This is a genomic window from Mesorhizobium sp. P2_E7, from assembly GCF_056403855.1.
Map to the genome: position 1 here is coordinate 163,853 of NZ_JBFUER010000002.1, position 14,237 is coordinate 178,089.

Here is a 14,237-nt window from a genome sequence, read left to right on the forward strand (position 1 = left end):
AAAAAGGGCGGCTCAAGGCCGCCCTTTGTCGTTTAGGATGAAACGTCAATTACGGCTGGACCGTAACCTCGCTCCGTTCGCCGGCCTTGACCGTCACCGGCATTTCCTTGTCCTGGCCTTCACCGGACATGTGGCGGACGACAACATAGTCGCCGGCCGGAATGGTCTGCTGCCAGGTGTCGCCATAGCTCAGGCCAAGCGCCTTGCGGTTGCCCTGGATGTCCTTCTTCGGCGACAGCACCTCGATCGAATAGGCACCAGGCGCCGACATCGCCAGCACGCCGGCATCGAGGGTCACCTTGACGTCCTGACTGTCGCCGGCCTTGATGCTGAAAGGCTGCTCGACGGTCGCGAGGTCGAGCGCGGTAACCGCGACATAGTCATCCGGCGGCAGCCAGAACTTGCTGTCAGGACCATAGCTATGGGCGACGTCTTCGCGCGAGCCGTCGATCTTTTTCTTGGCCTTGACGATCTGGATGCTGATGCCTGAGGAGTCGGCCTTGTCGCCGCCCGCAGTGTAGTAGGCGTTGACGACGGCGTGGCCGACGCCGACGACGATGTCCTTTTCGACCGTCTGGCCGGCGGCGAGCTGGATGGTCTCGCTTACCGAGCCGCTGCCGATCTCGACCTTCACCTTCTGCTCACCCGCCGGCACGATGATCTTGGTATCACCATAGTGAGTGGTGCTACCGCCCGGGAAGGCGAAGTCGACATGGGCTTCGTCGCTGATATCAGCGCCCTGGTACGCCTTCGGATGGATGAGCATGGTGCCGGCGTTCAAGGTGAAGAGCGGCTTGTAGACCTGGCCGGCCTCGATCTTGACCTTCTGTTCCACCTGAGCCTCGTCGGCGCGCGCGACGACGAGATAGTCGCCCGGTTCTAGATTGGCCTCGTAGCTGTTGTACTGGGTGGTGACGGACTCGCCGCGCGTGCCGTCGGACTTGGCCTTGTAGACCTCCCAGGCATTGCCGTCGGTGATCGGATCGCCGCCTTCGGCCATGACCACGCTGGGGATGAAATTGAACTCGGGCTTGGCCGGTTCGGGGGCCGGGGCAGGAGCCGGAGCGGGTTCAGGCTCGGGTGCCGGGGCCGGGGCGGCGACGGTTTCAACCAGCGCTTCCTGCAGCGCCTTCTCGTCCGAAGCCTGGATGTATTTGCCGCCGGTGTTGTCGGCAAGGCAGGCGATCTGCTTGCCCTCGTCGGCGGTCAGGCCGAAACCGACGACGTCGGCGGTGAAGTCGACGCCCGAGGCTTCCAGCTCCTTGCCCAGCGCGCAAGGATCGCCGCCGCAGGTTTCAAGCCCGTCGGTGATGAGAACGACGGTCGCCTTGTCCTCGGTGTATTTCAAGGCCTCGGCTGCCTGCTTGACGGCAGCGGTCAGCGGCGTCTTGCCGAGGAATTTCAGGCTGTCGGCAGCAGCCGAGATGGCACTGGCAGAGCCCGCCTGCGGCGGCACGATCAGCTCGATGTCCTCGCAGCTGCCCTTCTCGCGATGGCCATAGGCCATGAAGCCGATCTCGTCGTCGGCCGGGACCGACTGCAGCACGGTCCTGAGCGATTCACGGGCGATTTCGAGCTTTGGCTTGCCGTCGATCTGGGCCCACATCGAACCTGAAGCATCAAGAATGATGATGACTTTGTTGGCCGCAAAGCCGAGCGACGTCATCGACAAAAGGAGCAGCGCCGCAGCGACGCTCCGCAAAAGTCCCGCCATTGGAATCTCCTTGAGGCCGCCCTCTGGTCCGCGCCGGAAGCTATTTGACAGCGCGTTCGGACACAAGCCCGGAGCGGCTCACGAACGGTTGCAATGTAACAGGACCGGCGGCGGCCAAGGCCTGTCCCGAGGGCTGGCTCAGCACCCCATCAGTAGGTGGTGCGCCGCTCCTCCGAGGGCGGGCGACCGAACTGCAGCCGGTAGCTCTGCGCGAAATAGGAGTGCGAGGTGAAGCCGGTGGCGATGGCCACGTCGAGGATCGGCATGTTGGTCTGACGCAGCAATTCGCGCGCCCGCTCGAGCCTGAGCCGCATGTAGTAGCGACCGGGTGTGACGCTTAGATGGCGCAGGAACAGGCGCTCGACCTGGCGCACCGACAGGCCTGCCGACTTGGCGAGTTGCACCGCCGACAAAGGCTCGTCGAGATGGTCGGCCATCAGTTCGACGATGCGCCTCAGCTTCTCCGACTTGCCGGTCAGGTCGCGTTCGGGCCCGACGCGCTGGCGGTCGCCGGCGGAGCGGATGCGCTCATGCTGGAACTGGTTGGCGACGCCATTGGCGAGGTTCGAGCCGAAATCGCCGCGCACGATTTCCAGCATCAGGTCGATCGAGGTGGTGCCGCCGGCGCAGGTGTAGCGCTTGCGGTCGATCTCGAAGACGTTGCCGGTGCAGTTGATGTCGGGAAAGCGCTCGACGAATCCGGCGCGGTTCTCCCAATGGATGGTGCAACGATAGCCTTCGAGCTGGCCGGCTTCGGCCAGGAGATAAGAACCGACCGACAGCGCGCCGAGCGCGTTACCGCGCCGGCCCCAGCTGCGCAGCGCCGCCAGCACCTTGCTCTTGCCGGGGAACTCGATCGACAGGCCCACCGACACGAACAGGATGTCGACCGGCGGCAGGTCGGCCACGGCATAGTCGATCTTGAGCGGCAGGCCGTTGGAAGCCATGACCGGATCGCCGTCGGCCGAGACTGTGGTCCAGCCGTAGAAATCGCGGCCGAGCAAGCGGTTGGCCGAGCGGAAAGTGTCGATCGCCGCGGCCAGCGAAAACATCGAAAACTTGTCGACCAGCAGGAACGCGAATTGCCGGCCGCCTTGAACGGGATCATCCATGACCGGCCGTTCAGAGGAAATAGTGGGGTTCGGCAAAGAAGCTGCTTTCTGGGTCAGAAGGAGGGCCGCTTTAAGCCGGCCGCAAGGTAGGCTGAGGCTAACGTATTGGCCATCAGCATGGCAATGGTCATCGGTCCGACACCGCCGGGTACCGGGGTGATGGCGCCGGCGGCCTTCGCCGCCTCGGCATAGGCGACGTCGCCGACGAGGCGGGTCTTGCCTTCGCCCTTCTCGGGCGCCGGAATGCGGTTGATCCCGACATCGATGACGGTGGCGCCCGGCTTGACCCAATCGCCTTTGACCATTTCGGGTCGGCCGACGGCAGCCACCAATATGTCGGCGGTACGGGCCAGCGCCGGCAAGTCCTTGGTGCGGCTATGGGCGATGGTGACGGTGCAATTGGCGGCAAGCAGCAGATTGGCCATCGGCTTGCCGACGATGTTGGAGCGGCCGACGACCACGGCATTGAGGCCTGAGAGATCCTTGCCGCGCACGCGTTCGATCAGAAGCATGGAGCCGGCCGGCGTGCAGGGCACGAAGGCGGTTTCGAGTTCGCCGGTGCCGAGCTTGCCGACATTGATGAAGTGGAAGCCGTCGACATCCTTTTGCGGCGCGATGGCCTGGATGATCTTGCCGGCATCGATATGGGCGGGAAGCGGCAGTTGCACCAGGATGCCGTTGACGGCCGGATCGGCGTTGAGCTCGCCGATGATCTTCAGCAGTGCCTCTTCGGACGTGTCGGCCGGCAGCGTGTGCTGGAGCGAATGAAAACCGCATTCCTTGGCGGTGCGCGACTTGGAGGCGACATAGACCTGGCTTGCCGGATCCTCGCCGACGATGACCACAGCCAGGCCAGGCTTGGCCTTGCCCTTGGCGACCAGATCCGCGGTCAAGGCCTTGACCTTCTGAACCACGTCTCCGGCGACGCTCTTTCCGTCAATCACTTCGGCCATGAACCATCCTCAACATCATCCCAGCCAGGGCGCGGCGCGCGCCTTGAACGTTGTTTCGTGCATGTCGTTGTTCCAAACGTTCCGCGCGTTCGGGTCAGCCCGACGGCAACGCTTTTTGAGCGCCATGCTGCGCGGCATTTTCACGAAATTTCGCTTGGGCAATCCCGTCAAAGCGCCGTCAGATGCCGCTAACTCGAAACCGGCAGCTTTTATTCCGTGCCGGCGGGCTCAGAGCGGCTCATCCTTTCGAGGAAAGGCTGAACCGCTCTAGTTCTTGTTTTGACGCAATTCCGGACGGAAAACCGCTTCACACTTTTCCTGGAATTGCTCAGAAATAGCGGCGGCGCGAACGGTTTTCGGTCAGCTCGCGGACCGCTTCGCGAAATTCGCGCAGGCCGGCGCGGATATCGTCGATTTGCGCCTGCTGATCGTCCGGCGCCGCCTCGGCCGGCTGCGGAGAAGACCACTGCTCGGACACTGCGCGCGTCGGCTGGGCCTGCGAATAGGCGTAGTCAGCCGGTCGGCCGGATTGCGCGTAACCGGGCTGCTGCTCGTAGGGGTGCGGAGCCTCGTGCCGGAAGTCCGGCTGGCGATATCCCACGGGCTCCTGCACTGGTCTTGCGTGTTCGGCGGCTGGTTGGACGCGGTGCGTCTCGACGGGGCGGTCCCCCAACGTATCGCCGCTGGGCATGGCTTTGCGCACAGCCGAGAACAGTCCACCGAACAGACCTGGGCCGCGGGCGGTGGGAGCGGCCTCGACCGGCAACACCGGCGGCGCTGCAGGTGGAGCCACAGGCAGCGGCGCGCGGTAGGCCTTGTCTTCGACGGGTGGCCGTCGCTCGTCCATTCTGTCGCGCGAACGCGAGCCGGTGGCGTCGCGCAAGCTTGCGAAGGCGCCGCGCATCGCACCTAGACCGATGCCGGAAGCAAGGCCAAGCAGCAGGCCGGCAAGCGCGATCACAGCCCGCGACGGCCCGTTAGGTTCGAGTGGCGGTTGCGCTTTGGTCAGCACGTTGATGTTGGTGGTGTTGATGTTTTGCTGTTCGCCGGTCTCCTTGGCGCGCAGAAGATACTGTTCGTAGACGGAGCGTTTGGCGGTAGCATCACGCTCCAGTTCGCGCAGGCTGACCAGATCGCTGTTGACGTCGCCGCTCTGGACCTTTGCCTGGGCCAGGCGGGAAGCGAGATCCTGCTCGAGCTGAACCGAGCGCTTCAAGTCGACCTGCAGCGACGAGGCAATGCGGCGCAGTTCCCCGGCGATCCGCTCGCGTGAGCCGTCGAGCTGGGCGTTGAGCGCCTGGTATTCGGGATGGCGCGGCCCCAGACGCACGGCGGCGCGGTCGGCCTCCTGCTTCAAAGCTGCATATTGCGCGCGCAGTTCGCTCATCGTGTTGGAATTGATTTCTTCCGGCAAGGTGCCGTTGATAACCGAATTGACGTCCAGCGAACGCGCCGACGCGGCGCGGGCATTGAGTTCCAGAGTGCGAGCCCGGGTGACGGAGAGCTGCTCGTTGAGCTTCAGCATCTGGTCGTCGCTGATCAGGTGGCCCTGCGCGTCAACGAGATCATGCGTGGCCCTGAAATCCTCGACCTTGCGCTCGGCCGTCTCGACATCCTTGCGCAGGTCATCGAGCTTGGCCGTCAGTTGGTCCGTCGCGCGTCCGGCCATCCCGAACTGGTATTGGGCCGCCTCTTGCTGGAAAACGTCCCTCGTCGTGTTGGCGATCTCCGCCGACTTGTCGGCACTTTGGGTGGTGGCGCCGATGGAAACGACAAAGCTCTTGCCGCTGCGCTCCACCGACAGGCTCTTGGCCAGATTGCCAACCGCCAGCGCCTGACGGCGCGCTTCACCGGCACCGCCAGGTCCATCCTGGCGCGACAGGATCGAGCGGATCAGCGACATGACGCCGAGGCCGCCGGAACCCTGTCCGTTGAACTCCGGATCGGCGACGAGATTGAGATCGGCGACGACCTTGTCGAGGACCTTGCCGGACGTCACCATCTTGATGCGGGTTTCGACAACAGCCAGCGCCGCGTCGGGCTGGCCGACGGGCTGGGTGAGATCATTGTCGGAAAGCTTCAGGTCGCCTGGTTCGATGACCACCTGGGTGGTGGCTTCGTATTTCTTCGGCGTCGAAACTGCGACGGCGACGCCGAGCACCGTTCCAAGTATCGTCGTCGAGACAATCAGCAGCTTGGACCGGGTGACGCCGCGGACGACCTGCAGCGGGTCGATCAGCGGCTTCCATTGCTGATCGTCGTTATCGTCGCGGTCTCGCCGCTGCTCGTCGGCATAGCGGGGCTCGTAAGCGGATTGCGAGCGATAGGCTTCGAAACGGGCCGCCTCGTCACGCGGTCTGAAACCAGACGCCTCAGATGGCGTGGCCTGCTGGTAGCGAACGGCATCGTCTGCAGACGACCACGGTTCGCCCGAAACGGGTCCGCGGTCGGCTCGCGGCGGCTCGGGCGCCGCTTCGCGTGAGGCGTTCGACTGCGCCTCGCGCTGCGAGCGGGCGATCCGGTGACGCGTTGCGGCGTCTTCGCGCCATGACGGATCGGCCCGGTCGCCGATCGAAACCGGCGATGCATCCGCCGCCTCGTCGCCGCGCACAGCCCTGCCGAGCGCCAGGAGGGAGCGCTCGCGCCTCCAGTCTTCACGGTTTTCCCTTTCGACCATTGTCTTGAAACTTTACCCTTGGCGGCTTGGGAGCGGCGGTCGGCCAATCGTTAAGCCACGCTAAACAGGCATGGGAAACAAAAAGTTAATTTCATTGACCCGAAGCCGAAGTTTCTCGCTTCTGCCGCACATTGTCGAGTGCGCAAAACGGTGGTCAGAACCGCACGTTAAACTTTCCGGCCTATGCCTTCCTCGACATGATGCAGGCCAGCGACACACCGCAAAGGCGGACACTCGCCCGGATCGGTACCTTCGTGGCCGAGCGACGGGGGCTGGTCCGCGACTATCTCTCGGCGATCAGTGGCGCCGGCGGGCGGCTGGTGTTCTCGCTCGCGTATTTCATCGCACTCGCCAATACGCTGTCGATCGCCGAGTTCGGCATGTTCGCCACCGCCTCGGCGGCCGGCGTCATGCTGTCGCGGATCCTCGCCTTCGGCTTCATCTCGGCGCTCTACCGTACCGCCACCATCCGTCCCAACCTGATCGGCACCTTCACCGCCGGCTTCCTGCTGCTTGGCGCGGTGTCCTTGCCGTTGCTGGCGGCGGCCTCCTGGTGTGTCTACCTGATCTTCTTCGCCAGCACCGTGCCCCTGGCCGTCTTTGCCGCAATCGTCTTTGCCGAAGCGCTTTTGTGGCGGCCGGTCGAGGTGGTGCTGATCGTCAACAACGGGCTTGGCAAATTCGGCCGCGCCGCCGTGCTGTCGATCGTGACCACGGCGTTCCGCGCGCTCGGCGCGGTGCTGTTCATGCTGTCGGGGCAACACAGCGTCTGGGTGTGGTCGTTGTTCTATATCGGCGCCAACGCCGCCTCGCTGCTGCTCGCCTTCGGTTTCTACTATCCGCGCCAGCGGCTCAGGCTGCGCACTGAGCTCTATCTGCGGCGACTGGCCGATTCGATCTATGTCGCCGGCGCCGAAGTGCTGTTCTACCTGCAGTCGGAATTCGACAAGCTGCTTGTGCTGGCAATCGGCGGGCCGCATCTGGCCGGCATCTATGCCATCATCATGCGGCTGGTCGACCTGACCGCAATCCCGATCCGCACTTTCTCGATGATGCTGGTGCAGCGCATGATGCGGGCGCCGGAACTGTTGTCGCGACTGCGGGTCAAGAGCGGCATCGAAGCCGGCGTGTTCCTGGTGTCGACATTGGCGCTGGCGGCGCTCGGCATCGTGCTGCATTTCTTCCCCAATGCGCTCGGTCGGAATGTCGCCGAGGCCGCACCGCTGGTGGCATTGGCGATCGGCGTGCCGGGACTGCGCAACCTGGTCGAATACCAGGCCGAGCTTTTGTTCGCGCGTGGGCAGACCGCGATCCGCGCACTTAATCTCGGCCTGCTGGCCGGGCTGAAGGCGGTGCTGTTGACCTATGTGCTGACCACGATTGCCGACACGCCCAATCTGGTGCTGTCGCTCAATGTCGTTTTCCTGCTGCTCTATCTCGCCTCGGCGCTGCTGACCTACTCGGCGATGCGCAAGCCGGCGAAGGCTATCTAGTCCAGCCCGATCAGACGGCGGATGCGGCCGATATCGGTGCCGATGAAGGACTGCATGCCGATCGCCACCTGCCCCGGAACCATGGCGGCGACGAAGCTGCGGAACTGGTCATCCGACAGCGCCTCGCCGGTCCAGTGCACGCGGCAGAATTCTTCCGCGCCGTGGAAATGGCCCGCGCCTTTCAGCACATCGTCGACATAGCGGCCGTAGATCATGCATTCGGAGAACCGGCGCGCCGAGCCGATGACCTCGACCCAGCCCCGGCCATGGATCTTCTCGATCTTGGCGCACATCGCCACCACCGTCTGCCGGCGCCAGGCGATCAGCGTTGAAATGTAGTCGTGCGTCGAAACGTCGGACGGATTTATGCCAAGCGCTGCAGCCGCATTGCGCGACCAGATGCGATGCTCATCATGACCCTCGCTCGACAGCACGCCGTCGCGCCGGAACAGCCGCACTTTGCCGTCGCGCCAGAAGGCGCTGAGATCGAACGGCTTGACGAACGCGACGTCGGAATCGCAGAAGACCAGAACATCTTCCCCAGCATGCGCAGCGATGGCGATGCGACGCAGCTGCTGCACATGCCAGCCGCGCAGCGGCTGGGTCTTGAAGCTTAGCCAGATGCGGCGGCGAAACAGGCTCATCGGATCGTCGAACACGCGCAGCCAGCGCGGCAGCAGGTCGCGTTCGTCAACGACCGTGCGGCGGCTGTTTTCCAATTGGCGAAACAGCGCCACGTCGCGATGCTCAACCAGTATGTAGTGATGCGCGACACCGGAGACATGGCGGTCGAGGGTTTCGCACAGCAGACGGCAACGCTCGAAGTCGGGCGCATAGCTGGCGGTCACCACCGCCGCTGTCGGCGTCTGCGGCAGGACACCCGTGTCCACGGCAGGGCTCGGCACGAAGCGGCTGTTCACCGCGGCTCTCCGGCAGGCCTGGGTCGATGCGAGAATTTCTGCCTGACGGCACGCCACAGAAACACCGGATTGCCGACGACGTAGCGACGCCACAGCCGGCCCGGCTCGATGCACAGCCGGAACAGCCATTCCAGCCTCAGCTGGCGCATCCAAAGCGGCGCCCGCGGCACGGAGCCGGAAAGGAAATCGAGCAGCGCGCCGACGGCGATCGGCAGCGTGCAGTGGCGCGCATCGATATGACGGGCGATCCACAATTCCTGGCGCGGCACGCCCATGGCGACAAGCAGCACGTCAGGCCGCAAAGCCTCGATGCGGTCGACGATCGCCTGCTCTTCGGCGGGCGAGAAATAGCCGTCATGGATGACGACGAATTTGTGCTGTACGGCCAGCGCAGCCAGCTTGATCGATGCTGCCTCGGCGTTGGCGCGGGTGGCGCCAAGCAACCCGACGGTCAGCGGCCTTGCCGATGCCTGCAGAAAGGCCGGAATGAAATCCGTGCCGTTGAGATTGTCCGGGAATGGCGCGCCATAGAGCAGCTTTGAGGCCAGATCGACGCCGACGCCATCTGGCAGGATGAGGAAATCGTCGAGCGCTTCGGCAAAGACCGGATCGGTATAGGCGATGTTGGCATTGTGAGCGTTGAGAAAACTGACCTTGGTAAAGCGCCGCTCGGCAATCAGCCGGGCTAGCAGCGCGATCGCGTCATCCCAGCGGATGGCGACGACCGAAATGCCGAGGATCGTCTTCAGTGTATCGAGCCCCAAGGCGGCGCGGGCGGTGTGCATGTTCATGCAAACACCTCCTGGCCGACCGATCCGAGCCTTTCCAGGCCGAGCCTGATGGCGGCATCGAGCGCGTTCATTTGACTGCGGTGGAATGCGCTGCCGTCGACATCCCTGACATCGGCCGCCGCCGCTTCCAGCGCGCCGGCGAAGGCAGCCGGATCGTCCGACACCACGCAATTGGACGGGCGATGGTCGATGCCGCGCAGCGAGCGGCTGGTGGCGACCGATGGCAGGCCAAGCTCGAAGGTTTCGATGGTCTTGAGCTGCACGCCGCTGCCGGCGGTGCTGATCAGCGGAATGACGGCGGCGCCGCGCACGAAAGCCTGCGCGTCGGGCACGCGGCCGACGAATTCGACACCGGGATGCGAAGAGGTGACGTCGGACGGCATGTTGCCGGCGATCCTGATGCGAAAATCCCGGCGAAGATGCGGCACGACCTTTTCCAGGAACCAGTCGAGGCCGATGCGGTTCGGCTGCCAGGTCCATGTGCCGATCAGCGCCGCGTCGCAATCGATGATGCGCGGCTTTACCGGCTTCGACGCCGTGGCCGTGGTCACCAGCGGCAGCACTGCCGAACGGTCGTCGGAGGCAACACCGAGTGCGGCGCGGTCTTCCTCGGCCAGCGTGAAGACGAAGCGAGCCTGGCGGCAGAGCCGCTCCTCCATGATCTTGAGCAGCCTCTGCTCGCGGGCAAACAGCAGGCGCTGGAAGCGACTGTTTGCAGCCGCCGCATTCTCCCTGGCCGAAGCATGTTCGACATTGTGGGCGACGAAAATAGACGGGCGGTCGGCAAACAGTTTTTCGAAGGCGCCGGCAAACTGCACGGAATTCAGGACATAGCCGTCGAAGGGACCGGCGCGCGCAATCGCAGCACTGACGTCACTGTCGGAAACCGCGCGCAGCTTGACGGAAGCGAAGGTGAGCCCCGAGAGCATCGCCTTGCCGAGCCAGGCGAGCTTCTGCCGCACTGACGCGCTTTCCGTGCGCACGTCGACAGCGCCCAGCACGATGGTGTTTTCGGGGTCGCTGGGCGCCTTGCCCGGCCAGATGAAGCCGATGACGGTCACGCGCACGCCCGCGCGCCGCAAGGCGGCGATGATCGCAGCATTGGCGATCTCATAGCCCGAGGCGAGTGCGCCGTCGGGCACGATCGATGTGGCGAACAACAGATGCATCTCACCTATCCAGGCACGAGCCACTAGCAAAGCTGGGTGAACCCTTGATTAAGTCACACAACGCAACGGTTGCAAGGCGCGGATCGGCCGGCGCCGCTGCGAAAGGTGATTAACGAAACGTTATCATCGCAATGCTATCGAAAACGAGATTTAATACTTGCGGCTGGAAGCGGATGATCCCTTTGCCATCGGACGGTTCGGTATCGATCGCGGGACGCTCTCCGGGGCTTGCCGCCGAGACCATAGAAGCCGTCGTCACGCTGCCGACTTTCAAGCGGCCAGAGCTGCTCCTGGAAACGCTGGCGTCGCTGAAGGCGCAAATGACCGCGAGGCGTTTCGCCGTCATCGTCATCGAGAACGAAGTCGAGGCGCGCGAGGGCGCCAAGGCGGCGCTGCCGCTGTTTGCGCGCGGCGATATGACGGGCATGGTCATCATCGCGCATGAGCGCGGCAATTGCAGCGCCTACAATGCCGGCTGGCAGACGGCGATCCTGCATTTTCCTGACTTCCGCCATCTCCTCGTCATCGACGATGACGAGATCGCGGACGCCGACTGGCTGGAGCGGATGTGCAAGGCGTCAGAGACGCTTGGCGCCGACATTGTCGGCGGGCCGCAAGTGCCGGTGTTTGCCGATCCGGCTCACGCGAAATGGGCCGAGCACCCGGTGTTTGCGCCGCCCTATCGCGAGACCGGGTGCGTGGCCGCACTCTATTCCTCGGGCAACCTTCTGGTCGGGCGCAAAGTGCTGACCGCCATGGGGCCGCCCTTCCTCGACTTGCGCTTCAACTTCATGGGCGGCGGCGATTCCGACTTTCTCAGCCGGTCGGCGCAGAAAGGTTTCGTGCTTGGCTGGTGCGCCGAGGCCAGGGTGCGCGAAGGCGTTCCGGCCAGGCGCGTCGAGGCCGACTGGATCCGCGCCCGATCCTTGCGCAACGGCGTGATCTCGACACTGGTCGAGAAGAAGAAACGCGCCGGCACACCGTTGGCCGGCGTCAAGGTGTTTGCTAAAAGTCTGGCGCTGCTTGCCGCCTCGCCGCTGCGCGGTGCGATCAAGCTGGCGCGGACAGGCTCCCTGTCGACGGCGCTTTATCCCGTCTATGTCGCGCTCGGCCGCGTGCTTGCCGAATTCGGATACGCCAATGAGCAATACCGGCAGCCTGAGAAGAACTGACGAGCTGCTGCTAGGCGGCATCGTCACCCGCGATGGCGTGGCGACGGCGATCGCCGCGCTGTTGTTTGCCGTCATCATCGTGTCGTTCCGGCCGTTTCAGCCGGCAGGCGCGGAACTGACCGGCGACGGCGGCGACATCGTCAACCAGCTCGGCTTCAGTTCGCTCGGCGCCATTTCGATCTTCTCGCTGCTGACCTTCGCCGACCCCAAGGTGGTGCGCTCGCTGCTCAGCCCGTCCTGGATCCTGATGCTCGGCTTCTTCATGTTTTCGGTCATCAACGCGACCGATCCGTCCTCGGCGATGCGCGCGGCTTTCTTCACGCTGCTCGGCATTTTGACGATAGCGACGGTCCTGGTGCTGCCGCGCGACGCCGACAGCTTTTCGAAAGTCATCATCTTCACCGCCATCGTCGTCATCGGCCTGTCCTATGTCGGCCTCATCGTCTTTCCGCACGAAGCGCTGCACACGGCGGACTCGCAGGAACCTGAACATGCCGGCCTGTGGCGCGGCGTCTTCGCTCACAAGAACATCGCCGGGCCTGTCATGGCCTGCTTCAGCTTCGCCGGGCTCTATCTCTTTCGGCGTGGGCAAAAATTCTGGGGCGTGGCGATCTTCGGCGCGGCAATGGTCTTCATGCTGCACACCGGCTCCAAGACGACGGCCGGCCTGGTGCCATTTTCGATCCTGATCGTGGTGTTGCCGGGCCTGATCGGCATGCGGTTCGGCACGCCGGTCCTGTTTGCGCTGGCAATGATCGCCACGGCTGTCGGCACGCTCGGCATCGTCTTCATCCCGCCGGTCAAGGAGTTGGCGGCGACCTACTTCCCCGACCTTACCTATACAGGCCGCACCACGCTGTGGGAGTTCTCGGGCGAGATGCTGGCGAAGAAGCCGTGGACCGGCTACGGCTATGAAAGTTTCTGGGGCACGCCGCTGCTGCTCAGCCAGGACCAGCCCTTCGACCGGCCCTGGGACATCAGGACCATCGTGCATGGCCATGACGGCTATCTCGACATTGCGGTGCTGATGGGCATCCCGGCGCTGTGCGTTGCCGTCTACACATTCCTGATCGCGCCGCTGCGCGACTACATGCGCATCCCGCCGCGCAAGGAGAACATCTATCTCGGCGACTTCTTCATGATGGTGGTGCTGTTCACGGCGCTGAACGCTTTCCTCGAAAGCTTCTTCTTCCACCGCGGCGATCCGGTCTGGCTGTTCTTCGTGCTCGGCGTGCTTGGCCTGCGGCAAGTGTCGTTGCGACCGATCGCGGTGCGCCGGCGACCTTGCTGGCCTGATCCAGCCAGCCTTGAGGGTCTTCCCCGCCCGTCGGTGAGCGTTTAAGGAGAAACCTGTCTCGGAGGGCTCTCAATGACGATCAGGCTTGTTCTCGCCGGCTGCGGCAATATGGGTTACGCCATGCTGGCGGGCTGGCTGAAATCCGGCAAGCTTGCCCCGCAAGGCGTGTTCGTGGTCGAGCCCAATGCCGAGCTGCGCAAACGTGCCGAGCACCTCGGTTGCAGTGCCGCCGCGGACGCGAACAGCATCCCGGCCGATGCCGAGCCCGACCTCGTCGTCATCGCCGTCAAGCCGCAGGTCATCCGCGACGTCACCGCTGCTTACAAGCGCTTCGGCGATGGCAGGACCACTTTCGTCAGCATCGCCGCCGGCACGCCTGTCGCCACGTTCGAGCACATACTCGGCCATCTCGCGCCGATCATCCGCTGCATGCCGAACACGCCGGCCGCGATCGGCAAAGGCATGATGGTGGTCTATTCCAACCCGCTGGTGACCGACGATGTCAGGCGTTTCGTCGCCGAGCTGCTGTCGGCGAGCGGGGTGGTGACGACGATCGACGATGAAGGCCTGATGGATGCGGTGACGGCGGTTTCGGGTTCCGGTCCGGCCTACATCTTCCACTTCATCGAGGCGCTGACAGTTGCCGCCGAGAGAGCCGGGCTGCCCATCGAGACTGCCAGGCTGCTCGCCATGCAGACCGTCTATGGCGCCGCAGCACTCGCCGCCGAAAGCGGCGAGGAGCCCGGCCTGCTGCGCCAGCAGGTCACCAGCCCCAACGGCACGACAGCCGCAGCACTTGCGGTGCTGATGGGCGAAGACCGGCTGACGAAGCTGCTGACCGAGGCGGTGGAAGCCGCGCGGTTGCGTTCGATAGAGCTCGGGAAGTAACACCTGCGGGGCGTCAGGGCTGTGTGCAGCCCTGACCCGAGCCAGGCCGCA

The 14,237-nt window shown here is 64.3% G+C and carries 11 protein-coding genes; 4 read left to right on the plus strand and 7 right to left on the minus strand.

Annotation, left to right across the window (positions count from 1 at the left end; genetic code table 11):
* Positions 1-49 precede the first annotated feature (49 nt).
* The 4 genes from AC1DYC_RS17875 to AC1DYC_RS17890 form a co-directional block, all read right to left on the minus strand.
* A complete protein-coding gene (locus AC1DYC_RS17875) occupies positions 50-1,714 on the minus strand; it encodes a vWA domain-containing protein (protein WP_477306656.1) in 1,665 nt (554 codons plus the stop codon).
* 149 nt (positions 1,715-1,863) lie between these two features.
* The gene (locus AC1DYC_RS17880; RefSeq protein ID WP_112561945.1) at positions 1,864-2,826 is read right to left on the minus strand and encodes a GlxA family transcriptional regulator; all 963 of its coding nucleotides are present in this window, start codon (positions 2,824-2,826) and stop codon (positions 1,864-1,866) included.
* A 53-nt stretch (positions 2,827-2,879) separates the two neighbouring features.
* Positions 2,880-3,779, minus strand: coding sequence for a bifunctional methylenetetrahydrofolate dehydrogenase/methenyltetrahydrofolate cyclohydrolase FolD (gene folD, locus AC1DYC_RS17885; protein ID WP_477408608.1), 900 nt, complete (start codon positions 3,777-3,779; stop codon positions 2,880-2,882).
* A gap of 328 nt (positions 3,780-4,107) precedes the next feature.
* The gene (locus AC1DYC_RS17890) at positions 4,108-6,456 is read right to left on the minus strand and encodes a GumC family protein (RefSeq protein ID WP_477408610.1); all 2,349 of its coding nucleotides are present in this window, start codon (positions 6,454-6,456) and stop codon (positions 4,108-4,110) included.
* Between the two features lie 197 nt (positions 6,457-6,653).
* Here AC1DYC_RS17890 and AC1DYC_RS17895 point away from each other — a divergent pair, with 197 nt between their 5' ends.
* Positions 6,654-7,949, plus strand: a complete 1,296-nt coding sequence (locus AC1DYC_RS17895; protein WP_477409000.1) for a lipopolysaccharide biosynthesis protein — start codon at positions 6,654-6,656, stop codon at positions 7,947-7,949.
* Here the strand turns inward: AC1DYC_RS17895 and AC1DYC_RS17900 are convergent.
* The 3 genes from AC1DYC_RS17900 to AC1DYC_RS17910 are packed head-to-tail and all read right to left on the minus strand — an operon-like array spanning position 7,946 to position 10,829.
* The gene (locus AC1DYC_RS17900) at positions 7,946-8,869 is read right to left on the minus strand and encodes a DUF6492 family protein (protein ID WP_477408612.1); all 924 of its coding nucleotides are present in this window, start codon (positions 8,867-8,869) and stop codon (positions 7,946-7,948) included. The two genes, AC1DYC_RS17895 and AC1DYC_RS17900, sit on opposite strands and share 4 nt — an antisense overlap.
* Positions 8,866-9,660 (minus strand): WecB/TagA/CpsF family glycosyltransferase, encoded by a 795-nt coding sequence (locus AC1DYC_RS17905; RefSeq protein ID WP_477408614.1) that lies wholly within the window; start codon positions 9,658-9,660, stop codon positions 8,866-8,868. The genes AC1DYC_RS17900 and AC1DYC_RS17905 overlap by 4 nt, the downstream gene beginning before the upstream one ends.
* Positions 9,657-10,829 (minus strand): glycosyltransferase, encoded by a 1,173-nt coding sequence (locus AC1DYC_RS17910; protein ID WP_477408616.1) that lies wholly within the window; start codon positions 10,827-10,829, stop codon positions 9,657-9,659. The genes AC1DYC_RS17905 and AC1DYC_RS17910 overlap by 4 nt, the downstream gene beginning before the upstream one ends.
* Before the next feature lie 173 nt (positions 10,830-11,002).
* On the opposite strand from AC1DYC_RS17910, the gene AC1DYC_RS17915 reads away from it, so the two are divergent.
* From AC1DYC_RS17915 to proC, 3 genes are read left to right on the plus strand one after another with little or no spacing between them, the layout of a single operon-like run.
* Positions 11,003-12,001: a glycosyltransferase family 2 protein gene (locus AC1DYC_RS17915; protein WP_477408618.1), complete on the plus strand. Its 999-nt coding sequence runs from the start codon at positions 11,003-11,005 to the stop codon at positions 11,999-12,001.
* Entirely contained in the window at positions 11,970-13,343 is a 1,374-nt protein-coding gene (locus tag AC1DYC_RS17920) for an O-antigen ligase family protein (protein WP_477408620.1), read from the plus strand. The genes AC1DYC_RS17915 and AC1DYC_RS17920 overlap by 32 nt, the downstream gene beginning before the upstream one ends.
* Before the next feature lie 27 nt (positions 13,344-13,370).
* Positions 13,371-14,186 carry a pyrroline-5-carboxylate reductase gene (proC, locus tag AC1DYC_RS17925; protein ID WP_477408622.1) on the plus strand — a complete coding sequence of 272 codons (816 nt, stop codon included), beginning with the start codon at positions 13,371-13,373 and terminating at the stop codon, positions 14,184-14,186.
* The last annotated feature ends 51 nt before the right edge of the window (positions 14,187-14,237 follow it).